A 20,753-nucleotide genomic window follows, 5' to 3' on the forward strand; every position below is an offset into this window, starting at 1 on the left:
GTTACGCCCAGCAGCGCGGACACCACCCCGCCGCCCGGCCAGCGAGCGACACATCGGTCAGCGCAGGGCGAGAGCGCCGCCGAGCCGGTCGAGGAAACGGCGGTCGGCGGGAGCCAGCGGGCCGCCGGGCAATGCCCGGGAGGCGGTACGACAGACGCGGGCGGCCACTGACTGCACCCATTGCCGGTAGGCCGCCGAATCGGCGGGATCGGCATGACGGTCCAGTACCCGCACGACGGCCCGGCAGGCGGCGAGCACGTCCACCAGCTCGGCGAGCTGGGCCGCCGGCGGGGATGGGCCGTCGTGCCGAGCGTAGATCGCGGCCACCACCGCCCGGACCAGATCACTGTCGAAGGCCCGCCCGGCCGCCACCGCGTCCAGTCCGGCCAGGCCAGCCGCCACGCTCCGGTGCGGACGCCCCGGGCCGGGCTGGGCAGCGGCCACGATCACCCGCCCGGGCAGACTGGTGAGCAGATCCCACTCGGTGGCGGAGTAGGCGGTGGCGGTGGTGATTCGCTCGCTCATGGCGGGACCTCCGGCGCCAGCATATGCGCCCGGACCGGGGGCCGAACGCCTACGCCGGGAACCCGCTGCGCCGCGCCGCCGTGCCCCCACCGGCCGCGAGTGACCGGGCGCTGCGAGCCCGGCCCTCTGCCGAAACCACCCGCGTACGGATCAGCGGGGCTCGGGGAAGCTCGGCCGCTCGGGGTCGACACCGTCGGGAACGGCTGCCGCCGCGTACTCCCGTTTGGGGACCATCACCTTGCGCCGGAAGACGCAGACCAGCGTGCCGTCCTGGTTGTAGCCGCGAGTCTCCACCGCCACCACGCCACGATCCGGCTTGGAGGCGGACTCCCGCTTGTCCAGCACCGTGGTCTCGCCGTAGATCGTGTCGCCGTGAAAGGTGGGTGCGACGTGCCGCAGCGATTCGATCTCCAGGTTGGCGATGGCCTTGCCGCTGACGTCGGGCACCGACATGCCGAGCAGGAGGGAGTAGATGTAGTTGCCGACCACGACGTTGCGCTTGAACTGACTTGCCGTCTCGGCGTAGTGCGCGTCCATGTGCAGCGGATGGTGGTTCATGGTGAGCAGGCAGAACAGGTGGTCGTCGTACTCGGTGACCGTCTTGCCCGGCCAGTGCCGGTAGACCGCGCCGACCTCGAACTCCTCGTAGTAGCGGCCGAACTGCATCCTGGTCTCCTTCGACGGAGGCGGCGGAGTTCGGCACAGCATGCCTTATCGAGGGTTAAGGCGGGCCGCGGGGCGGGACAGGCATCGGAATGTCACACCAGCTGGCACCGGGAAAGCTGTCTGATCAGCACGTGCGGGCGGGACTGGCGCGCGTCAACCGGGGCCGGACGCAATGAGCGGCGGGGCCCTCCCCGGCACCCGCCGCCCACGCTCTGATGCTTCAAGATTCTGCCGTACGTCCGTCCGGCCGCACAGAGACCGAGGTCACATTTATCTTTTTGTTACATTACTCTGAGTGACTGATCATCGGTCAAAAGGCGATCTCCGCAGGTCGAATCCCCGCTCGTCAGCGCCGAAGTTACCGCTTCGTACCCGGTCAGAGCGTTGATCTCATTGGAAACGCTCCCATTACGGGCGGTCACGCAAATGCGACATGCATGTGCGATCTGCGGACACCTTCCGAAGACCGACACCCATCGATGTGGACAAAGGCCCCACCCGGACTGCGACCAGGGTTACGGTGGCACCACGGCGGGAATGCGATGGGGTACGCCCGAGTTCCACCAGACGTAGCTGTTCCGCGTGATCGGAGAGACTCACATGGCAACCGTCGAGCTGACCACGGCTAATTTCGACCAGGTGACCGAGGGCAACGGCATCGTGCTGGTTGACTTCTGGGCCGACTGGTGCGGCCCCTGCAAGCGGTTCGCTCCGGTCTACGAGCGATCGTCCGACAAGCATGCGGACATCACCTTCGGCAAGGTCGACACCGAGGCGCAGCAGGAACTCGCCGCCAAGTTCGACATCCGGTCCATCCCGACCATCATGGCGATCCGCGACGGCGTGATCGTCTTCGCCCAGCCGGGCGCGCTGCCGGAGTCGGCCCTGGAGAACCTCATCGAGCAGGTTCAGGCGCTCGACATGGACGACGTGCGCAAGAAGCTCGCCGAGCACAAGCACTGATCTCACAGACACGATGGCCGGGCCCGTAGCGGGCCCGGCCATCGGCGTCCGAGCGCCCACGTGACTCCGGGCCTCGTCACAGCTGGGACACGGCCCGTCGATAGGGCCGCTTGAACGCGCGCCGGTGCCGTAAGTTCAGCGGACGATGGATGCGTTGACGAGCCGCGGCCGTACGGCGCGGGTGGCGGTGACGGCACTCGGCCTCGCCGTCCTGCTCGCCGGCACGATCTGGGGGGTGGATGACCACTTCCCGTTCGGCCCCTTCCGGATGTACTCCACCTCCGATCCGGCCGACGCGGACGCCCCGGACACCCGGGTGGAGGGGGTCGACCTGAGCGGCAACCTCGTCGACCTGGGCGAGAGAGCGACAGGCATCCGCCGAGCCGAGATCGAAGGCCAGCAGAGCCGGTACGTCGCCGACCCCAGCCGGTTGCGCGAGGTCGCCGAGGCGTACGACCGGCGCCATCCCGACGCACCGGAACTGACCGAGGTCCGGATCGTCATCCGGTGGCACGACATCACCGACCGTCGGCCCACCGGTCGATGGGTCGACGAGACCGTCGTCAGCTGGCAGGTCACCCGATGAGTCGCTGGCTCACCGAAGCGGTGCCGCGCGGTCGGGTTGCCGCGTTCCGCACGCTTGTCTACCTCTTCGTCGCCGCCGACCTGGTCGTCTTCACCCCCTGGGTACGCGACCGCGTCGACGTGCCCGGCAACCTCTACCAACCGCTCTTCGTCGGGCGGGTACTGCCGCTGCCCACCCCCACCGCGACGCTGGTGAGCGTGATCTTCTGGGCCCTGCTGCTGCTGGCCCTGCTCGCCGCGACCGGACGGGCCCCCCGACTGCTCGGCTGGACGGTCTTCGCGCTCTACCTGGAGTGGATGATCATCGCGATGAGCTACGGCAAGGTGGACCACGACCGGTTCGCCCTGCTCGTCGCGCTGGCCGTGCTACCCACTGCGGGCCGGGCCCGGCACGGCGACCCGACCAGGACGGAGGCCGGCGGCTGGGCGCTGCGGGTCACCCAGATCTCGGTGGTCTGCACCTACTTCCTGGCCGCCTGGGCGAAGTTCCGCTTCGGCGGCCTGGACTGGGCGACCGGCTCGGTGCTCGCCAAAGCGATCATCCGACGCGGCACCGACCTGGCGGACCTGATCGCGCAGGTGCCCCACCTGCTGCTCGTCGCCCAGTTCGGCATCCTCGCCTTCGAACTGCTCAGCCCCCTGGTCTTCGTGCTGCCCGAGCGCTGGCGGCTCGCCACGGTCGGCTTCTTCTACTCGTTCCACCTGGTGACCATCGCGACCATCACCATCTCGTTCGCACCACACCTGGTCGCCATGACCAGCTTCCTGCCGCTGGAGAAAGTTCGCCCGCTCGTCGCAGTGCGACGGCTCCTGGCCCGCAGGTCCACGCCCGACCGGCGACGGCTCGGCTCGGATCCGCTGTCGGCCGACACCCCGCCGGTACCGGATCCGGCAACGCCCTGACCGGCCCACGATCCCGTGCGCCGTACGACCCGGAGCGGGCAGGCATTCGTGCGAGGTGTCAGCCGGCGGATGGACCGTAGAGGCGGTCCCGGGTCTCCTGGGGCAGCGAGCAGGCGGCCGTACCGCCCGGCATCCGGTGCCGGTTGCGGGCCACCCAGCGGTACGCGGGCCAGGCGGCGGCGCGTACCGGCGGAATCCGTAGCCCGGCTCCGGCGATCCGCCACCCACGGCCGCTGCTGGCGAGCAGCGCGGCGATGGCGTCCGGGCCCGCGGCCCGGCTGCCGTCGGCACCGACCCACTGCACCGCCTCCTCGCACTCCGCCTCGGTCAGGCCGAGCTGGTCGAGGTCGGCGAACTGCCACGGCACCACCCGGGCACCGGTCGGGATCCGGCGCTCGATGAACTCCGCGCAGCTTGTGCAGAAGGCGCAGTCCCCGTCGTAGACGAAGGTCGACATGCCCTCATCCTCCCCCCACGCTGGCCGACACACACGCGGGTGTCCGGTGAGTCACTTGCACGCTACTAGGACATGTGTTCGAATACTGGCCATGCGCTGGGACAACCTGACCGCTCCCCCGGTCGAGGGTGTTCCCGGACGGGCAGCGCCAGCGACGCCACCCCTGCCGCTGGCGCTGCCCGCGACAGGCAGCCGAGGTCGCTCGGGTGGGCGTCTCCTTCTCGGTCGGGTTCGTCGACGAGCGACTGTGGCGCTCGGTCGAGCCCGGCACGCCGAGCCCACGCCGCCGGCTCGACGCGGTACGCCGGTTCGCCGACGCCGGCTTCGAGGTGGGCGTACTGATGGCGCCGATCCTGCCCGGTCTCTCCGACTCGGACGAGTCCATCGAGGCCACCGTGGCGGCGATCGCCGCCGCGGGCGCAGCCAGCGTGACGCCGCTTGCGCTGCACCTGCGTCCCGGCGCCCGCGAGTGGTACGCGCGGTGGCTCGGGCGGGAGCACCCCCAGCTGGTTCCGCGCTACCGGGAGCTGTTCCGGGCGGGCGCGTACGCGCCGCAGTCCTACCAGCGGGAGCTGACCGCCCGGGTCCGCATCGCCGCCCGCCGTCATGGGCTGATCCGGGCCGAGGCCGGCGAGCACCGTGCCGCGCCGCAGCCAGCACCGGCACCGGCACCGGCACCGGCACCGGAGCAGCTGAGCCTACTCTGAACGGGGCGCGGCGGGGCGGGGAGGCTGAGCGTTGTCGAAAGGTCGATCGGGGGCAGCCTGGACAGCGACGCGGCTACAGTCGTCGGATGCGTTCCGCCAAGCAGATCCTCGCCGACGCCGCCGTGATCGCCGTAGTCGGTGCGTCCCGCGATCCGTTCAAGGCTGCTCACCGCGTACCGCTGGAGATGCAGCGGCACGGCTGGCGCATCATTCCGGTCAACCCGAGCGCCGACGAACTCTTCGGCGAGCCGGTGTACCGGTCCCTGGCCGACATCCCGCACCCGGTCGATCTGGTCGACGTGTTCCGGCCGGCCGACGACGCCGTGGAGGTGGTGCGGCAGGCGGTGGCGATCGGCGCCCCGGCGGTGTGGTTGCAGCTCGGCATCGTCTCGCCGCAGGCCCGGCGGATCGCCGAGGAAGCCGGGATCGACTACGTGGAGGACCGCTGCCTGATCGTGGAGCGGGCCGCCGCCGGGCTGACCCGCCGGAGCTGAATACCAGTCGCCCCGGGCGGCGATCAGCGGCATCCTGTGCGGATGCCCACGTCGTGCCAGAGCCTCCTCCGGTGGCAGTTCGACCTCACCTGGTCGCTGTTCGAGTACCACCTCGAACGGTTGGAGCCGGCGGATTTCGGGTGGCAGCCGGCCGAGCATCTGTGGACCATGCGCCGCGATTCCGAGGGCCTGTGGAAACCGGACTGGGCGGACGCTGAACCCGATCCGGTGCCGGTGCCGACGATCGGCTGGCTGAGCTGGCACCTCGGCTGGTGGTGGACCTCGGCTGCCGATCACCTGAGCGGACGCCCGGTGCCGGCACGGGAGGACGTCGACTGGCCCGGACCGGGCGCGGAGACCGTGTCGTGGCTGCGGGACCTGCGTACCCGGTGGCTGGCGGTGCTCGACGACCTCACCGACGGTGATCTTGAGGCCGCTGCCACGTTTCCGTGGCCGGCGGAGAGCGGGCACACCGTCCGACACCTGGTGGGCTGGGTCAACGCCGAGCTGATGAAGAACGTGGCCGAGATCGGTCAGCTCCGGCTGATGCGCGCGGCGCAGGCCTCCTCGGCGTGACCCACGTCAGGCGGGAACCCTGACCCCACGAGGGGTCCTTTCCGTACCGCTCAGAGCTTGTACTCGCGGAGCAGGCCGCGGGAGATGATCGTCTTTTGGATCTCGGAGGTCCCCTCGCCGATGAGCAGGAACGGGGCTTCCCGCATCAGCCGCTCGATCTCGTACTCCTTGGAGTAGCCGTAGCCGCCGTGGATGCGGAACGCCTCCTGGACGACCTCGGCGCAGTACTCCGAGGCGAGCAGCTTCGCCATCCCGGCCTCGACGTCGTTGCGCTGGCCGGCGTCCTTGAGCCGGGCCGCGTTGACCATCAGGGCGTGCGCGGCCTCGATCTTCGTACCCATCTCGGCCAGCTTGAAGGCGATGGCCTGGTGCTTCGCGAGCGGCTCACCGAAGGTCCGGCGCTGCTGGGCGTACCCGACGGCCAGTTCGAAGGCCCGGATGGAGATGCCGCAGGCCCGGGCGGCGACGTTGACCCGGCCTACCTCGATGCCGTCCATCATCTGGTAGAAACCCCGGCCCACCTGGTCGGCACCGCCGAGGACGGCGCTGTCGGGGACGGTGACCCCGTCGAGCACCATCTCGGTGGTCTCGACGCCCTTGTAACCCATCTTCTCGATCTTGCCGGGGATGGTCAGGCCCGGGGCTGTCTCGCCGAAGCCGGGCTCCTTCTCCAACAGGAAGGTGCTCATGTTGCCGTAGACCGAATCGGCGCCGGTCTCGGTCCGGACCAGGGTGGCCACCACCGACGAGTACGCGCCGTTGGTCAGCCACATCTTCTGGCCGTCGATGACGAAGCGGTCGCCGTCGCGGACCGCCTTCGACTTGATCGCCGAGACGTCGGAGCCGCACTCCGGTTCCGACATGGAAAAGGCACCGCGCACCTCGCCGGTGGCCATCCTCGGCAGCAGCAGCGCCCGCTGTTCGACGGAGCCGTGCTGGGAGATCAGGTACGCCACGATGAAGTGCGTGTTGACGATGCCGGAGATCGACATCCAGCCCCGGGAGAGTTCCTCCACCACCAGGGCGTAGGTCAGCAGGGACTCACCGAGACCGCCGTACTCCTCGGCGATGGTGAGCCCGAACAGGCCCATCTCCTTCATGCCGTCGAGGATGTCGGTCGGGTACTCGTCGGCGTGCTCCAGGCGTTGCGCGTGCGGAATGATCTCCTTGTCCGCGAACTCCCGGACGGTCTCCAGGATCGACTGCTGCTCGTCGGTCAGGCCGGGCGTCTGCGCGAGTCGAGCCATCTCAGCCTCCGGAAGGTCAGCACGCCTACTCACTGGTAACTAAACGCTCGATCAGTATCGTCGCCCGGACCGGGGCGGCCAAGGTGAGCAGTCCACACAACCGCTGTGAAAAGCTTCACCGCTGCGGGTAGCGTCCCGCACAGAGGGCCTTCCCACCAGGGCGGACGGGCCGCGCGGGACCCGTAGGGCGGTACGGAGGAGGAGAGCGTGGGCCAACCACCGGAGCCGGACCAGCCACCGTCGCCCTACGAGCCACCGCCCGGCGGGCAGCAGCCGCAGTACGGCCAACCGTACGGGCAGCAGGGCGAACAACCGGCGTACGGGCAGCCGTCGTACGAGCATCCGGGGCAGCCGCCGCACGGCCAGCAGTGGGGTCAGCAACCCCCGTACGCCCCACAGGTGCCCTACGGGCAGTACGGACCGCCGACCGGCCAGGGCGGCGGACGCGGCACCAACGTGCTGGCCATCCTGTCGCTGGTCTTCGCCTTCGTCTTCGCCCCCGCCGGCATCGCCCTCGGTCACCTGGCCAGGCGGCAACTGCGCACCAGTGGCGAGGACGGCGCGCAGCTGGCCACCTGGGGCCTGATCCTCAGCTACATCTTCACCGGCCTCTTCCTGCTGGCCTGCTGCGGCTGGCTGGCACTGGCGATCTGGGCCGGCTCCGACGGCACCAGCACCTGAGCCCGTTCAGCGGAACTGAGCCTCCCGGACGCTGTTGCCGCCGTCGACCACAAGCATCTGCCCGGTGATGTACGACGCGGCCGGCGAGCAGAGGAACGTGATCGCCGCAGCCACCTCGTCGGGAGTGCCGGGGCGTCCGACCGGCGTACCCAGGCCCTGCTTGATCTCGGCCATGGTCGAGGCCGCGGTGTAGATGGTGCCCGGGGCCACCGCGTTGACCGTCACCCCGTCGGCGATCATCTCCATGGCCAGCGCCCGGGTCAGGCCCACCACACCCGCCTTGGCCGCCGCGTACGCCGCCTCGGTGGGCAGCGCGTTTACCGGACCGGCGGTGGCGGCCAGGTTCACGATCCGACCCCAACCGCGCTCGGCCATACCGACGATGAAGGCCCGGCTGCACAGGAAGGCGGTGGTCAGGTTCCGGTCGATCTCGCCCTGCCACTCGTCGTAGCTGAGCTGCGCGACCGGGCGCAGCACCTCCGGGCTGGCCCGGCTCGCCAGGCCGGCGTTGTTTACCAGCACCTCGACATCACCGAGTTGCTCGGCCACCGCATCGGCCAGCGCGCCCACCTCCGACTCGTCGGTGAGGTCGGCGACGAAACCGGTCACCCCGAGTTCGCCGGCCCGCTCATGGATGCGCCGGGTGGTCGACACGATTGCCACCCGGGCACCGAGGTCGGACAGTCGGCGAGCGGTGGCGTACCCGATGCCGTCCGGGCTGCCCGCTCCCGTCACCAGCGCGACCTTGCCGTCAAGCCGCATGGTCACCGGTTCCGGCAGCGGCGCCGGAGCATCCTGGTCGCCGGGCTCCGGTGCCGCGGCCGGGCGTGGTCGCCGGCTCATGCCCGGTCGGCTGACGTCCCGTCTCGGTCTGTTGCCGGAACGGTCCGCCGCACGCGCGTCAATCACCATGCCGAGATCCTGCCCTTCCCACCGCTGTCGGGCAACGCGCCCACGGTGCCGGGCGCGTCGCGGGGTGCGCGGCGGTGACTACCCTGACTGCGCCACATCATCGCGACGGAAGAGAAGCCCGATGACGCAACCCCCGCCGGCCGGCGGCTGGCCCGACCCCGCATCGACCGGCCAGCCGTCCGGCCCACCCGCCGATCCGACCCTGCCGGTCAGCCCGCAGCCACCGATTCCACCCCAGCCTTCCGGATACGAGCCGTATCAGCCGCCGACCGACCCGTACGCCGGGATGAAGTCGGACCCGGCCGCCGCGCCGTACCCGCCGGCCGGCTACCCGCCGGCTCAGCCCGCCGGTTACCCGCCGGCCCCGCCCGGCTACGGCTATCCCCCGCCGGGCTACGGCTACCCGCAGCAGAAGACGAACACCATGGCGATCGTCGCCCTGGTCCTTTCCCTGATCGGGATCGGCTCATGTATCACCGCCCCGGTCGGCGCCATCATGGGGCATGTGGCCATGCGCCAGATCCGGGAGACCGGTGAGAGCGGCGAGGGGATGGCCAAGGCCGCCATCATCGTCGGCTGGATCCTCACCGGCCTGCTCGCGCTGGTGATCATCGGCTACGCCATCGCGATCGCCTTCGCCATTGCGAACTCGTCCTCCACCACCTGATCAGCGACGCCCGCCCCGACCGAGGTCGGGGCGGGCGCGAGGTGGATGGTACGGCTACTCGGCCGGCGGCTCGAACGTCGTGGTGCGGGTCATGCCGGCGGCCCGGCCCTTGGCAGCGATCACCAGCGCCATCTTGCGGGAAGCCTCGTCGATCATCTCGTCGCCGAGCATCACCGCGCCCAGTCGGCCACCCGCCTCCGAGGTGTAGTGCTGGTACGCGTCGAGGATCAGTTCGGCGTGGTCGTAGTCGGCCTGAGCCGGCGAGTAGACCTCGTTCGCGGCGTCGATCTGCCCGGGGTGCAGCACCCACTTGCCGTCGAAGCCGAGCGCCGCCGACCGCTTCGCCACCTCGCGGAACGCGTCGGTGTCCCGGATCTGCAGGAACGGGCCGTCGATGGCCTGCTTGTCGTGCATCCGAGCGGCCATCAGGATGCGCATCAGGATGTAGTGGTACGGGTCGCCCGGGTAGTCGGGAATGAGGGCGCCGACCACCAGCGACTTCATGTTGATCGAGGCCATGAAGTCGGCCGGCCCGAAGATGATCGTCTCGACGCGTGGCGACGCGGCGGCGATGGCATCGACGTTGACCAAGCCGGCCGCGTTCTCGATCTGCGCCTCGATGCCGATCCGGCCCACCTCCAGGCCGAGGGTCTTCTCCAGCTGGGTGAGGGTCATGTCCAGCCACTGCACCTGCGCCGCGTCCTGCACCTTCGGCAGCATGACGCAGTCGAGGTTGGCCCCCGCCCCCTCCACCACGTCGATGACGTCCCGGTAGGTCCACGGGGTGGTGAGGTCGTTGACCCGGACGACCCGGGTCTTGCCGGTCCAGTCGCCCTCGTTGAGCGCGGCCACGATGTTCTTGCGGGCGTCCGGCTTGGCCAGTGGCGCGACCGCGTCCTCCAGGTCGAGGAAGACCTGGTCGGCCGGGAGTCCCTGGGCCTTGCCGAGCATCTTGACGCTCGATCCGGGTACGGCCAGGCAGGATCGGCGGGGACGCCCAACAACGGCCATCGGCGGCGCTCCTTCCGGGTACGGCAGGTCCGCCGTCCCTTACTTAACGATCCCAAAGGTGCTTGTGACGCCACGGTAACCTCGTGCCGTGACCGCGGTGAATGGACCTGTGGAAGATGTCACTGACCCTCGACTGGTCGTCATCACCGGAGCGAGTTCCGGCATCGGACTGGCCGCCGCCATAGGTCTCGCCTGCCGGGGTGACCGGGTCGTCCTGGTGGGCCGGGATCCGGCCCGGCTGCGGGCTGCCGCCGACGAGGTCCGCGAGGCCTCCGGGGAACGGCCCGAGGTGTTCCGCGCCGACTTCGCCGTCCTCGACGACGTGCGGCAGCTGGCCGAGCGGCTGCGCGCCGCGTACGACCGGATCGACGTGCTCGCCAACAACGCCGGCGCGATCGTGCTTCAGCCGATCACCACTGTTGACGGTTTCGAGCTGTCCGTCCAGGCCAATCACCTGGCCCCCTTCCTGCTCACGCACCTGCTGGTCGACCGGGTACGCCGAATCGTGGTGACCGCCTCCGGCGCGCACCGCAGCGGCACGCTCGACCCGAACGACCTCAACGCGTCGCTGCGCCGCTACCGCCCGATATCCGCGTACGGCACCAGCAAGCAGGCGAACATCCTGTTCACCGCCGAGGCCGCCCGGAGATGGCCGCGGGTCGACTCGTACTGCTTCCACCCCGGAGTGGTCCGGACCCGCTTCGGCAACGAGAGCCGGGTGGTCGCCCTGGGCATGCGTCTGCTGCCGTTCCGCAGCCCGGCCAAGGGTGCGCAGACGCTGGTCTGGCTGGCCAACCAGGACCGGTCCCGGCTGCACAACGGCGGCTACTACTTCGACTGCCGGCCACGCCGCCCCTGGCCCAAGGCGGCCGACCCGCGACTCGCGGCGCGGCTCTGGGCGGCCAGTGCTGCTGCCGTGGGCATCCCGGACGGGCCGGGCCACCCGGGGCACCCGGGCTGAGGTCGCATCGGGCGAGCAACCGGGTCGCCCCGCTCGGGAAACATTGCGATACTCCGCGCCATGACCGTCGCCGAGGGCGTCAACCTGCAAGTGCTGGGCAAGGACGAGGAACTGGCCGCCCGGTTGGATGCGGAGCTGACGAGCTTCAACCAGCGAGCCACCGGCGCCACTGACGAGGCCGAGCTGTCCGTACGGGTCACCGACGCGGACGGCGAGCTGGTTGCCGGGTTGACCGGCTGGAGCTGGGGCACCTGCGCGGGGATCAACATGGTCTGGGTCCGCGCTGATCGCCGTGGCGAAGGCTGGGGCGGCCGGTTGCTGGCGGCGGCCGAGCAGGAGGCCCGACGGCGCGGCTGCACCGAGATCTCGGTCGCCTCGTTCTCGTTCCAGGCTCCGGGCTTCTACCGCCGGCACGGCTACCTCGACACCGGTCGTCGGGAGGGCATCCCGGGTGGTCACGTCGACCATCAGTTCTGGAAGTCGCTGGTCACCGACCCGGCCGCCGCGGTGCGCCTGGTCGCACTGGTGGAACTGCCCGACGGCGCGGTCGAGGCCGGGCAACGGTACGAGGACACCGTGCTCGCCCTGCTGCCACGGCACGGTGGTCGGCTGGAACGGCGGCTGCGTACCGGGGACGGGCGTACCGAGGTGCACGTCATCCGGTTCGACACCCGGGCCGGCTACGAGGCGTTCCTCGCCGACCCGGAGCGGACCGCGCTGCGGGCGACGCTGGGCGAGGCCGCCCCGCGCACCCGGGTGCTTGAGGTACACGAGGTGTGACCGGGCAATGCGCGGGTATGAGGCAGCATCTTCCCCGAACTTGCCGCCAGGGCGCGGGCGTGAGGCAGCATCATCCCCGAAGCTGCTGGCAGAGGCTGCGCCCACCAGGGCAATCGCCTACCTGCGCGAACTCGGCACGGCGAAGCGGGCCCCGGCCGGAGGTTGAACGACACACTCAGTCGCGGACCGGTGCCGCGTCCGCCGGTACCGCCGTGCTGACCCGTGTCGTGCGCCGGGCCGTGCGGGCGCTGGACAACACCACCACGGCCACACCGACCAGCAGCAGCGACAGACCTGGCAGGGTCACCGGGTCGGGCAGCTGCCCCAGCCACGCCCAGCCGATCAGCGCGGCACCGGGCGCCTCCAGCAGGATCAGCACGCTGACCGTGGTGGCCGAGACCCGCCGCAGCGCGTAGCTGAACATCGAGTGGCCGAGCAGTTGCGCCCCGCCGACCAGGGCGAGCACGGCCAGCCAGGTGCCGGTGTCGAAGCCGCTCAGCGGCACCCCGCCGACCAGGCAGACCACCAGCAGGATCAGTCCACACACGCTGTAGCAGATGGTGGTGTAGGTGGCGTTGCTGACGGTGACCCGGGCCCGCTCCCCCAGCGCGGTGTAGACAGCCGCGAACAGCCCACCGGTCAGCGCCAGCAGGTCGCCCGCGAAAGCCTGGCCGGAGACCGTGAAGTCGGCACCGGTCGCCAGCACCGCCCCGGCCACTGCCACCCCGATGCCGGCCCAGACACCCACCGGCAGCCGGCGGCCCTGGGCCCGGGCGATCAGCCCCTGCCACACCGGCTGGGTGGCCACCAGCGCCGTCGCCGCGGCCACCGAGGTGAGCTTCGCACTCGGCATCCAGGTGGCGAAGTGCGCCGCCAGCGCCACCCCGGACAGGACACAGAACATGCCCTCGCGACGGCCGACGCCGGTGGCCACGAAGCGGAACTCGGACCGTCGCCGGGTCAGCGCGAACGGACTCAGCACGGCGACCGCCAGCACGTTGCGCCAGAACGCGACCGCCAGGGCGGGCGCGGCGGCAAAGGCGATCAACGGCGCGGATGACGAGACGGCGAAGACGGCCACGGCAAGTGCCGCGCCGGTGACCAGGTCGAGCGGCGGACGGTGAGGTTCGGGTGCCACGAGGTGCAATCTTCACACGTCACAGGGGCGCCACTTTCCGTCAACGTTCGGTTACGATCGTGCCCGTCCTCACCAGGGCCCCTCCCCGTCCGCCCGGAGGCGTTCCCATGCCCAGGTTCCGGGCGGTGCTGTTCGACTTCTTCGGCACGTTGACCCGTCCGGTCCAGCGTGGCAAGGGTCACCTCAGCACCGCCGAACTGCTCGGCTGCCCGCCGGCCGCCTTCCTTGAGGTGCTCGACCGCACGTTCTACGACCGCGCCAGCGGGCGCTTCGACACCGTCGAGGCGACCCTGCGCTGGGTGTGCGAGCAGGCCGGCGTACACCCTCCGGCGGAGGCGTTGCGGGCTGCCGCCGCCGCCCGGCACCAGGCCGTACGCGCGGACACCCGGCTACGGGACGAGGCCGTGCCGACCCTACGGGCGCTGCGGCGACGGGGCTTACGGACCGGCGTGATCAGTGACTGCACCCACGAGCTACCGGCTTTCCTGCCTGAGCTGGCGATCGCCCCGCTGCTCGACGTCCGGGTGTTCTCCGTGCAGGTGGGGCGATGCAAGCCGGACGCGAGCCTCTATCTGGCCGCCTGCGCGCGGCTGGGCCTCTCTCCGGCAGACTGCCTCTACGTGGGTGACGGCGGCAGCCAGGAGTTGACAGGTGCGCAGCGCGCCGGTCTGAGCGCGGCCCGGCTCGCCTCGCCCGACCTCGCCGACCATCTGGTGTTCAATCTCGACGCCGCCTGGGCCGGCCGGACACTGGGGTCCCTCCGCGAGGTGGTCGACCTGGTCGACGAGGCTCCCAGCCCGGTCGGCGCACCGTGGTAGCCACGCACGTGCGCCGGGCCGGCGTCGCCTCGGCCGACGACCGGTCAGCGACGCCGGACACGGTGCAGGCGGAACGGCCGGCGAGTGGCCCGGACGGCCGGCGTCGGTCGAGGCGGCTCGGCCAGCGACCCGGCCGGTAGCTCGCCGCCGTGCGTCGGCTGACCGACCGACGCGAGCCGCACCAGGGCGCAGTCGTCAGCGGCCCAGCGGGCGACGAGTTCGGAGGTCGGTCCAGGCGCGTTCAGCCGTTTGGCCCCCACCAGCGGGGCGAGCGTGTCCCACTGCTCGGTGCCGGGTGTCAGCCGGCTGACCCGCGCCGGCCAGGTGACGATCCGGCCCCCGTGGTCGCCGCGCAGGGTCACCTGGACCTCGTCGGCCTCGGCCAGCCCGGGCGCGGCCTGCTCGCCGGGGCCGCTGACCACGAACAGCGCCGCTTCCAGGGGTACGCACCACAGGGCGACTGGCGGGCGACCCGCCACCGCGACCCAGGCCACCGAGGCCTTCTTCATCGCCTCTTCGACCAGGGGATGGTTCTCGCGCTCGTCGGTCACCGCGGCATCCTCTCTCATCCGGGCCGGTCCGCGTCGGCCGTCAGCCGACGAACGGCGGGACGAGGATCTCCCCCCGGGCCACCGGTCTCACCTGACCTGCGACGCTCGTGCCCACCGCGACACCGCCGGCTGCGGTCACGACGCAGGCCAGCGAGGACGGTCGGCCCATCTCGACACCCTGCCGGACGGTGTACGACGATCGTCCCTCGCCGGGCAACAGGCCGCTGGCGACCAGCCACACCCCGAGACCGAGCGCGGCAGACCCGGTAGCCGGATCCTCGGGTACGCCGAGACCTGGGACGAAGACCCGGGCATGCGCGGTTTGGGTCGCCGGGTTCCAGGAGAAGACGCTGACATGCTCGATGCCGTACCGCCCGGCCGCCACCGGGTTCACCTGCGCCCGGGCGAGGGCGTCGGCGTGTACCGGCAGGAACGGAAACTCCAGGCCGCAGCCGGCGACCCGCGGCGCTGGACCGGGATGGTCCTCCGCGCCGAGCCCGACCATCTCCAGCAGCGGCTCCGGCTCCAGCTCGGGCCCGAGGGTGGGGCTGCCGCCGGTCAGGATGGCGGCACCGTCGCTCACCTCGATCGGCAGCACGCCGGCACCGCATTCCTGGTTGACCTGCCCGGTCGGGAACATCCCCCGGCGAGCGGCGGTGACCGCGGCGCCGACGCTGGGGTGGCCGGCAAACGGCAACTCGTCGACCGGCGTGAAGATCCGGGCCCGGTAGGTGGCGCCGACCTGGGTGGCGGGCAGCACGAAGACCGTCTCCGACAGGTTGAACTCGCGGGCCAGAGCCTGCATCTGGTCGGTCGCCAGCCCGTCAGCGCCGAAGACCACCGCGAGCGGGTTCCCGGCGTACGGACGGTCGGTGAAGACGTCCACGATCTCGTAAGCCAAGGTCGACATGTTGATAGACACTAGGCCCTCCGGGCGTACGTCGGGGTCAGTGCCGGGCCGTGCCGGCCCTGGAGCATCGCCGACCGGGTCATCGGCCCACCCCCTAGGCTGGTGCCCGTGAGCACGCCGACCCGGGTGTACATCGCCCGACTTGCCGGAGTCGCCGTCTTCGACCCCAACGGCGACCAGGTCGGCCGGGTACGCGACGCGGTCGCCCGGCTGCGCGCGAGCCAACGGCCGCCCGAGGTCGTGGGTCTGGTCGCCGAGATGCCGATGCGGCGACGGATCTTCCTCTCCATCAACCGGATCACCTCGATCGACGCCGACGCCATCGTGCTGGGCAGCGGCACGTTGAACCTGCGCCGGTTCGAGAAGCGGCCCAACGAGTTGCTCGTCCTTCAGGAACTGCTGGACCGCCGGGTACAGGTCGCCCCGGAGGGCCGGGCGGCGTCGGTGGTCGACGTGGCGATGGAGTGCAGTCGTAGTGGTGAGTGGTCACTGACCCGGGTGGCGGTCCGCGAGCAGACCGGTCGGTTGGCTCGCCGGGGCCACCTGCATCAGGTCGAGTGGAATCAGGTACGCGGGCTCAGTGGGGTGGCGGAGACCCGGGGTACGGCCAACCTGCTTGCCGTACTGGAGGACATGCGTCCGGCGGACCTGGCCAACGCGCTACAGGATCTGCCCGACGCGCGACGCAACGAGGTCGCGGCGGCCCTGGACGACGAGCGGCTCGCCGACGTGCTCAGCGAACTGCCCGAGCACGACCAGGTGGAGATCCTCGCCGCGCTGGATCGCGAGCGGGCCGCCGACATCCTGGAGGAGATGGATCCGGACGATGCCGCCGATCTCCTCGGTGAGCTGCCGCCGCCGGAGCAGGACGTGCTGCTCGACCTGATGGAGCCGGACGAGGCCGATTCGGTGCGTCAGTTGCTGAAGTACACGCCGGGCACGGCGGGCAGCGTGATGACGTCCGAACCGGTCATCCTGCCCCCGGACGCGACGGTGGCGGAGGCCCTCGCGCGGATCCGGGAGCCGCAGCTCTCCCCGGCGGTGGCCGCGCAGGTGTTCGTGACCCGGGCGCCGATGGCCACCCCCACCGGTCGCTATCTGGGCATGGTGCACTTCCAGCGGCTGCTCCGGGAGCCCCCGGCGGATCTGCTCGGCGGGGTGGTGGTCAACGACATCGATCCGCTGCGCCCGACCACCCCGCTGCCGGAGATCACCCGTCGGATGGCCACCTACGATCTGGTGGCCATGCCGGTGATCGACCGGAACAACCGGCTGGTGGGCGCCGTCACCGTCGACGACGTGTTGGATCACTCGCTGCCGCGGGACTGGCGGGACCGGGACGCGGCACCGGGCGGCCTACCGAACGGGGCGACGACCCCGACCGTTCCGGAACCGGCGACGGACGGTGGCCATGACTGAGCAACGGCGCGCGGAACGGCTGGACCTGCCACGGGAGCCCCGGGGATTCAAACTGCCCCGGGTGGACCAGGAGACGTTCGGACGCTGGGCCGAGGGCATCGCCCGTGGCATGGGTACGGCGAACTTCATCGTCTACATGACGCTGGTGATCAGCGCGTGGTTCCTCTGGAACACCCTCGCCCCGGCGGGGATGCGTTTCGACCCGTACACCTTCACCTTCCTCACCCTGGTGCTCTCCATCCAGGCGTCGTACGCGGCGCCGCTGATCCTGCTGGCGCAGAACCGCCAGGCCGACCGCGACCGGGTGGCGATGGAGGAGGACCGGCGTCGGGCGACCATGCAGAAGGCCGACACGGAGTACCTGGCCCGGGAGATCGCCGCGCTGCGGATCGCGCTGGGCGAGGTGGCCACCCGGGACTTCGTCCGCTCCGAGCTGACCCGGCTCGCCGAGGAGTTGGACGAGGCGGCGCAGCGGCGTCAGCGGCTGGAACGCCGGCACCGGGACGAGCCGGCCGCCCGGACCGGCGGTGACGGGTTGGACGAACCCCGCGACGAGGTGGACGGCGACCAACCGGGTGACGGTCGTCACGACCGGGCGACCTCCCACCGCCCGGAGAGCTGATCGACTCGCTCACACCACTGTGACCGGCACCGGTGGCGGCCCGCTGCCGACGTAGCATTACGGGCATGTCAGCTCCCGTCAGCACCGTCAACGACGCCGTCATGGCCGCCCTGGCCACCGTCAACGACCCGGAGATCCGCCGGCCGATCACCGAACTGGGCATGGTGCGTTCCGCCGAGGTCGGCGAGGACGGCGTGGTCCTGGTCGAGTTGCTGCTGACCGTGGCCGGTTGCCCGCTGAAGGACAAGCTGCGTTCGGACATCACCGCAGCCGTGGGCGCGGTGAGCGGGGTCAGCCGCGTCGAGATCGAGTTCGGTGTGATGAGCACCGAGCAGCGCCAGGGCCTTCAGGCGAAGCTGCGCGGCGGCGGCGCGACCGCGGAGCCGGTGATCCCGTTCGCCCAGCCCGGCTCCCGCACCCGGGTGTACGCGGTGGCCAGCGGCAAGGGCGGCGTCGGCAAGTCCAGCGTGACGGTAAACCTGGCCGCCGCGCTGGCCGCCCGGGGCCTGTCGGTCGGCGTGGTGGACGCGGACATCTACGGGCACTCCGTGCCGCGGATGCTCGGTGCGGACGGCCTGCCCACCCGGGTCGAAGACATGATCATGCCGCCGCAGGCGCACGGGGTGAAGGTCATCTCGATCGGGATGTTCACCGCCGGCAACGCCGCCGTGGTCTGGCGTGGCCCGATGCTGCACCGCGCGTTGCAGCAGTTCCTCGCCGACGTCTACTGGGGCGACCTCGACGTGCTCCTGCTCGACCTGCCCCCGGGCACCGGCGACGTGGCGATCTCCCTGGCCCAGCTGCTGCCGAACGCCGAGATCCTGGTGGTCACCACCCCCCAGGCCGCCGCCGCGGAGGTCGCCGAGCGGGCCGGCGCGATCGCCCTGCAGACCCACCAGCGGGTGGTCGGTGTGATCGAGAACATGTCCTGGCTGGAACTGCCGGACGGCTCCCGGATGGAGATCTTCGGGGCCGGTGGTGGTCAGACGGTGGCGGATTCGCTTACCCAGACCATCGGCGCGCAGGTGCCACTGCTGGGCCAGGTGCCGCTGGACACCCGGGTCCGGGAAGCGGGCGACGAGGGTAACCCGATCGTGCTCGCCGAGCCGGATTCCCCGGCGTCGAAGGCGCTGGGTCAGGTGGCCGACCGACTCGCCCTGCGCCGCGAGTCCCTGCTCGGCAAGCCGCTGGGCCTCAAGCCGGCCGGGCGCTGATACCGACGGCCCGCACCGGCCCTTCGTCGAGGATGGCGTTCGCGTCGGCCCCGGCCGACGCCGCCGTTCGCTGAGTCGGCTCGCGACCCGACCGGGTCCTTCGCTCCGGGCCCGACCGGTGATTGTCAGGTGACGTCGTCGTAGCTGACCGCGCGGGGGGCCGGCGCGGGGCTGGCGGTGCTCACCGGGGCCGGGCCGGGCCGGCGCGGGTCGGCCGCGTTCGCGACATCCTTGAGCTCGTCGTGCACGCCGGTGACGTCCGCTCGCAGGCCGTCGTAGACGCCCTGAAGCGGTTTCCGGATCGCCTGCTCGTCCTCCTCGCTGAGCAGATGCTTGCGGATGAACGCCTTGGGGTGCAGGTCCTCCAACTGGATGTCGGTGCCCAGCTCCTTGCTCAGGTCGGTGGTGGCGCTGCGGGCCATGTTGCGGAGGTTGCGCACCATCCGCAGTCCGTCACTGATCACCACCGGCAGCCGGTCGCCGAAGATCAACAGCGCCAGCAGCAGCAGCGCTCCGACCTCCCACACGTTCAGGTTCTCGAACATCCTCGGTCCCCCTTCCCCCGGCTACCGCAGCCAGAGTACGCACGTCGGTGCCGCTGCCAGAAGGGGGTGAGAGGTCACTTCGCGTCCGCGGCGAGGGTGACCGAGGCGTTCTGCCGGGTCGAGCCCCGGCGGTACTCGACCGTCACCACCGATCCGGGCGCGTACTTACGGACCAGAGCGATGAGATCGGTCGGCTCGGTCATCGGGCGACCGTTGAGCTTCAGGATCACGTCACCGGCGCGCAGTCCGGCACCAGCGGCCGGTCCGGACGGCTCGACCGTCGCGAGGCGTACGCCGGTGCCGTTGGTGCCCGAGCCCGGCCCGCCGACCTGGGCGCCGATCACCGTACGCCGGGCCTTTCCGGTGCCGATGATGTCCTGGGTGATCCGTTTCGCCTGATTGATCGGGATGGCGAAGGCAAGGCCGATGTTGCCGGCCTCCTGCCCCTCGGCGACCAGAGACTTGATCGTGGAGTTGACGCCGATGACCCGCCCCGCCGCGTCGACAAGCGGGCCGCCCGAGTTTCCGTGGTTGACCGCGGCGTCGGTCTGGATCGCGGCGTAGTAGCGCGTCGGGCCGCCCGGCTCACCGGCGTGCATCGTCCGGTCCAGGGCGCTGACGATGCCTGCGGTGACCGTGTTCGCAAGCGACAGCGGCGAACCCATCGCCAGCACCGGGTCACCGACGGCCAGGGCGTCGGAGTCGCCGAACTCGACCGGACGCAGCCCGGTGCGGGAGACCTTGATCACGGCGATGTCGGACTCCGCGTCCTGGCCCACCACTGTCGCGGAGGCCGAGCTGCCGTCGTTGAAGATGACCGACGCCTTGCCGGTGCCGCCGGCCACCACGTGATCGTTCGTGATCACATGCCCGTCGGCGCTGGCGATGAAGCCCGAGCCCTCGCTGGTCCCACCCAGACCGGCGACCCGGACGGTGACCACGCTGGGCAGTACCCGCTCGGCGACGCCGGCCAGCGACTCCGGCGGACGTTGGGCGAGCGTGGGCGCCGCACCGGGGACCGCCCCCAGGACCGCCCCACCGGCGCCGTTACGGATCGCGAACGCGTAGCCGAGCGCACCACCGAGCGCGCCGGCCAACAGGGCGGTCACCAGCGGAATGAGCAGGAGCTGCTGAAGTCTCGGCCGGCCGACCGCGTCCGGGTCGACGACCGGCTCCGGCTCGCTGCCGGCTTCCGGGGCAGCGGGCAGCACCACCGCCGCCGGAGCGTGCGGATCCCGCCACGGATCGGTGAGCGCGTCGGACCACCACGGCGACGCGGCGTTGCCGCCGTCCTGCGGTGTCGCCGGCCCACCGGCCGGCGGATGTCCGGCCGCCGGCTGCCCGGCCGGTGCTCCGCCCACGCCGGGCTGGCGCCAGTCCCAGCCGTCGGTCACTCGGTGC

24 protein-coding genes and 1 pseudogene are annotated in these 20,753 nt (G+C 71.1%); 14 read left to right on the forward strand and 11 right to left on the reverse strand.

Annotation, left to right across the window (positions count from 1 at the left end; genetic code table 11):
- Positions 1-57: 57 nt before the first annotated feature.
- Positions 58-525, reverse strand: a complete 468-nt coding sequence (locus tag Vse01_RS07725) for a hypothetical protein (protein ID WP_093408318.1) — start codon at positions 523-525, stop codon at positions 58-60.
- Positions 526-675: 150 nt separating this feature from the next.
- Complete coding sequence (locus tag Vse01_RS07730) at positions 676-1,191, reverse strand: MaoC family dehydratase (RefSeq protein ID WP_093408321.1); 516 nt, start codon at positions 1,189-1,191, stop codon at positions 676-678.
- 600 nt (positions 1,192-1,791) lie between these two features.
- On the opposite strand from Vse01_RS07730, the gene trxA reads away from it, so the two are divergent.
- The 3 genes from trxA (at position 1,792) to Vse01_RS07745 (ending at position 3,642) form a co-directional block, all read left to right on the forward strand.
- On the forward strand, positions 1,792-2,154 hold the full coding sequence (trxA, locus tag Vse01_RS07735) for a thioredoxin (RefSeq protein WP_093408323.1): 363 nt from the start codon (positions 1,792-1,794) through the stop codon (positions 2,152-2,154).
- A 145-nt stretch (positions 2,155-2,299) separates the two neighbouring features.
- The gene (locus tag Vse01_RS07740) at positions 2,300-2,740 is read left to right on the forward strand and encodes a hypothetical protein (protein WP_093408326.1); all 441 of its coding nucleotides are present in this window, start codon (positions 2,300-2,302) and stop codon (positions 2,738-2,740) included.
- Positions 2,737-3,642: an HTTM domain-containing protein gene (locus tag Vse01_RS07745; RefSeq protein ID WP_232511368.1), complete on the forward strand. Its 906-nt coding sequence runs from the start codon at positions 2,737-2,739 to the stop codon at positions 3,640-3,642. The genes Vse01_RS07740 and Vse01_RS07745 overlap by 4 nt, the downstream gene beginning before the upstream one ends.
- A gap of 58 nt (positions 3,643-3,700) precedes the next feature.
- On the opposite strand, the gene Vse01_RS07750 is transcribed toward Vse01_RS07745, so the two are convergent.
- A complete protein-coding gene (locus tag Vse01_RS07750) occupies positions 3,701-4,099 on the reverse strand; it encodes a thiol-disulfide oxidoreductase DCC family protein (protein ID WP_093408328.1) in 399 nt (132 codons plus the stop codon).
- A gap of 182 nt (positions 4,100-4,281) precedes the next feature.
- Here Vse01_RS07750 and Vse01_RS07755 point away from each other — a divergent pair.
- The 3 genes and pseudogenes from Vse01_RS07755 to Vse01_RS07765 form a co-directional block, all read left to right on the forward strand.
- A pseudogene (locus tag Vse01_RS07755) lies at positions 4,282-4,806 on the forward strand (radical SAM family protein); the annotation flags it as partial.
- Positions 4,807-4,892: 86 nt separating this feature from the next.
- Complete coding sequence (locus Vse01_RS07760; RefSeq protein ID WP_093408331.1) at positions 4,893-5,300, forward strand: CoA-binding protein; 408 nt, start codon at positions 4,893-4,895, stop codon at positions 5,298-5,300.
- Positions 5,301-5,342: 42 nt separating this feature from the next.
- Complete coding sequence (locus Vse01_RS07765; protein ID WP_093408333.1) at positions 5,343-5,876, forward strand: DinB family protein; 534 nt, start codon at positions 5,343-5,345, stop codon at positions 5,874-5,876.
- 50 nt (positions 5,877-5,926) lie between these two features.
- Here Vse01_RS07765 and Vse01_RS07770 read toward each other — a convergent pair whose 3' ends face one another.
- Positions 5,927-7,123: an acyl-CoA dehydrogenase family protein gene (locus tag Vse01_RS07770; RefSeq protein WP_093408336.1), complete on the reverse strand. Its 1,197-nt coding sequence runs from the start codon at positions 7,121-7,123 to the stop codon at positions 5,927-5,929.
- A gap of 207 nt (positions 7,124-7,330) precedes the next feature.
- Between Vse01_RS07770 and Vse01_RS07775 the strand changes: the two genes are divergently transcribed.
- Positions 7,331-7,804 (forward strand): DUF4190 domain-containing protein, encoded by a 474-nt coding sequence (locus tag Vse01_RS07775; RefSeq protein WP_093408338.1) that lies wholly within the window; start codon positions 7,331-7,333, stop codon positions 7,802-7,804.
- Positions 7,805-7,810: 6 nt separating this feature from the next.
- Here Vse01_RS07775 and Vse01_RS07780 read toward each other — a convergent pair whose 3' ends face one another.
- Entirely contained in the window at positions 7,811-8,716 is a 906-nt protein-coding gene (locus tag Vse01_RS07780) for an SDR family NAD(P)-dependent oxidoreductase (RefSeq protein ID WP_093408341.1), read from the reverse strand.
- Positions 8,717-8,837: 121 nt separating this feature from the next.
- On the opposite strand from Vse01_RS07780, the gene Vse01_RS07785 reads away from it, so the two are divergent.
- Positions 8,838-9,383 carry a DUF4190 domain-containing protein gene (locus Vse01_RS07785; protein WP_093408343.1) on the forward strand — a complete coding sequence of 182 codons (546 nt, stop codon included), beginning with the start codon at positions 8,838-8,840 and terminating at the stop codon, positions 9,381-9,383.
- A gap of 54 nt (positions 9,384-9,437) precedes the next feature.
- On the opposite strand, the gene Vse01_RS07790 is transcribed toward Vse01_RS07785, so the two are convergent.
- On the reverse strand, positions 9,438-10,394 hold the full coding sequence (locus tag Vse01_RS07790) for an HpcH/HpaI aldolase/citrate lyase family protein (RefSeq protein ID WP_093408346.1): 957 nt from the start codon (positions 10,392-10,394) through the stop codon (positions 9,438-9,440).
- A 109-nt stretch (positions 10,395-10,503) separates the two neighbouring features.
- Here Vse01_RS07790 and Vse01_RS07795 point away from each other — a divergent pair, with 109 nt between their 5' ends.
- Both Vse01_RS07795 and Vse01_RS07800 read left to right on the forward strand, forming a co-directional pair.
- Positions 10,504-11,355, forward strand: coding sequence for an SDR family NAD(P)-dependent oxidoreductase (locus Vse01_RS07795; RefSeq protein WP_093408348.1), 852 nt, complete (start codon positions 10,504-10,506; stop codon positions 11,353-11,355).
- A 60-nt stretch (positions 11,356-11,415) separates the two neighbouring features.
- Complete coding sequence (locus tag Vse01_RS07800; RefSeq protein WP_093408351.1) at positions 11,416-12,135, forward strand: GNAT family N-acetyltransferase; 720 nt, start codon at positions 11,416-11,418, stop codon at positions 12,133-12,135.
- Positions 12,136-12,310: 175 nt separating this feature from the next.
- Here Vse01_RS07800 and Vse01_RS07805 read toward each other — a convergent pair whose 3' ends face one another.
- Positions 12,311-13,273, reverse strand: a complete 963-nt coding sequence (locus Vse01_RS07805) for a DMT family transporter (protein WP_093408587.1) — start codon at positions 13,271-13,273, stop codon at positions 12,311-12,313.
- 107 nt (positions 13,274-13,380) lie between these two features.
- Between Vse01_RS07805 and Vse01_RS07810 the strand changes: the two genes are divergently transcribed.
- A complete protein-coding gene (locus Vse01_RS07810; protein ID WP_093408353.1) occupies positions 13,381-14,091 on the forward strand; it encodes an HAD family hydrolase in 711 nt (236 codons plus the stop codon).
- A 44-nt stretch (positions 14,092-14,135) separates the two neighbouring features.
- Here the strand turns inward: Vse01_RS07810 and Vse01_RS07815 are convergent, their stop codons facing one another.
- Positions 14,136-14,660, reverse strand: a complete 525-nt coding sequence (locus Vse01_RS07815; protein WP_093408356.1) for a hypothetical protein — start codon at positions 14,658-14,660, stop codon at positions 14,136-14,138.
- A 22-nt stretch (positions 14,661-14,682) separates the two neighbouring features.
- On the reverse strand, positions 14,683-15,552 hold the full coding sequence (locus Vse01_RS07820) for a PhzF family phenazine biosynthesis protein (protein ID WP_093408358.1): 870 nt from the start codon (positions 15,550-15,552) through the stop codon (positions 14,683-14,685).
- Positions 15,553-15,660: 108 nt separating this feature from the next.
- Here Vse01_RS07820 and Vse01_RS07825 point away from each other — a divergent pair, with 108 nt between their 5' ends.
- The 3 genes from Vse01_RS07825 (at position 15,661) to Vse01_RS07835 (ending at position 18,807) form a co-directional block, all read left to right on the forward strand.
- Complete coding sequence (locus Vse01_RS07825) at positions 15,661-16,971, forward strand: magnesium transporter MgtE N-terminal domain-containing protein (protein WP_232511369.1); 1,311 nt, start codon at positions 15,661-15,663, stop codon at positions 16,969-16,971.
- Complete coding sequence (locus Vse01_RS07830) at positions 16,964-17,593, forward strand: DUF1003 domain-containing protein (protein ID WP_093408590.1); 630 nt, start codon at positions 16,964-16,966, stop codon at positions 17,591-17,593. Before Vse01_RS07825 ends, Vse01_RS07830 begins: the two co-directional genes overlap by 8 nt.
- A gap of 65 nt (positions 17,594-17,658) precedes the next feature.
- Positions 17,659-18,807, forward strand: coding sequence for an Mrp/NBP35 family ATP-binding protein (locus Vse01_RS07835; RefSeq protein WP_093408361.1), 1,149 nt, complete (start codon positions 17,659-17,661; stop codon positions 18,805-18,807).
- Positions 18,808-18,932: 125 nt separating this feature from the next.
- Here the strand turns inward: Vse01_RS07835 and Vse01_RS07840 are convergent, their stop codons facing one another.
- Positions 18,933-19,352 (reverse strand): twin-arginine translocase TatA/TatE family subunit, encoded by a 420-nt coding sequence (locus Vse01_RS07840; protein ID WP_093408363.1) that lies wholly within the window; start codon positions 19,350-19,352, stop codon positions 18,933-18,935.
- Between the two features lie 74 nt (positions 19,353-19,426).
- Entirely contained in the window at positions 19,427-20,746 is a 1,320-nt protein-coding gene (locus Vse01_RS07845; RefSeq protein WP_093408365.1) for a S1C family serine protease, read from the reverse strand.
- Positions 20,747-20,753: the final 7 nt, after the last annotated feature.

It is taken from the genome of Micromonospora sediminimaris (genome assembly GCF_016863575.1).
Classification (GTDB): domain Bacteria; phylum Actinomycetota; class Actinomycetes; order Mycobacteriales; family Micromonosporaceae; genus Micromonospora; species Micromonospora sediminimaris.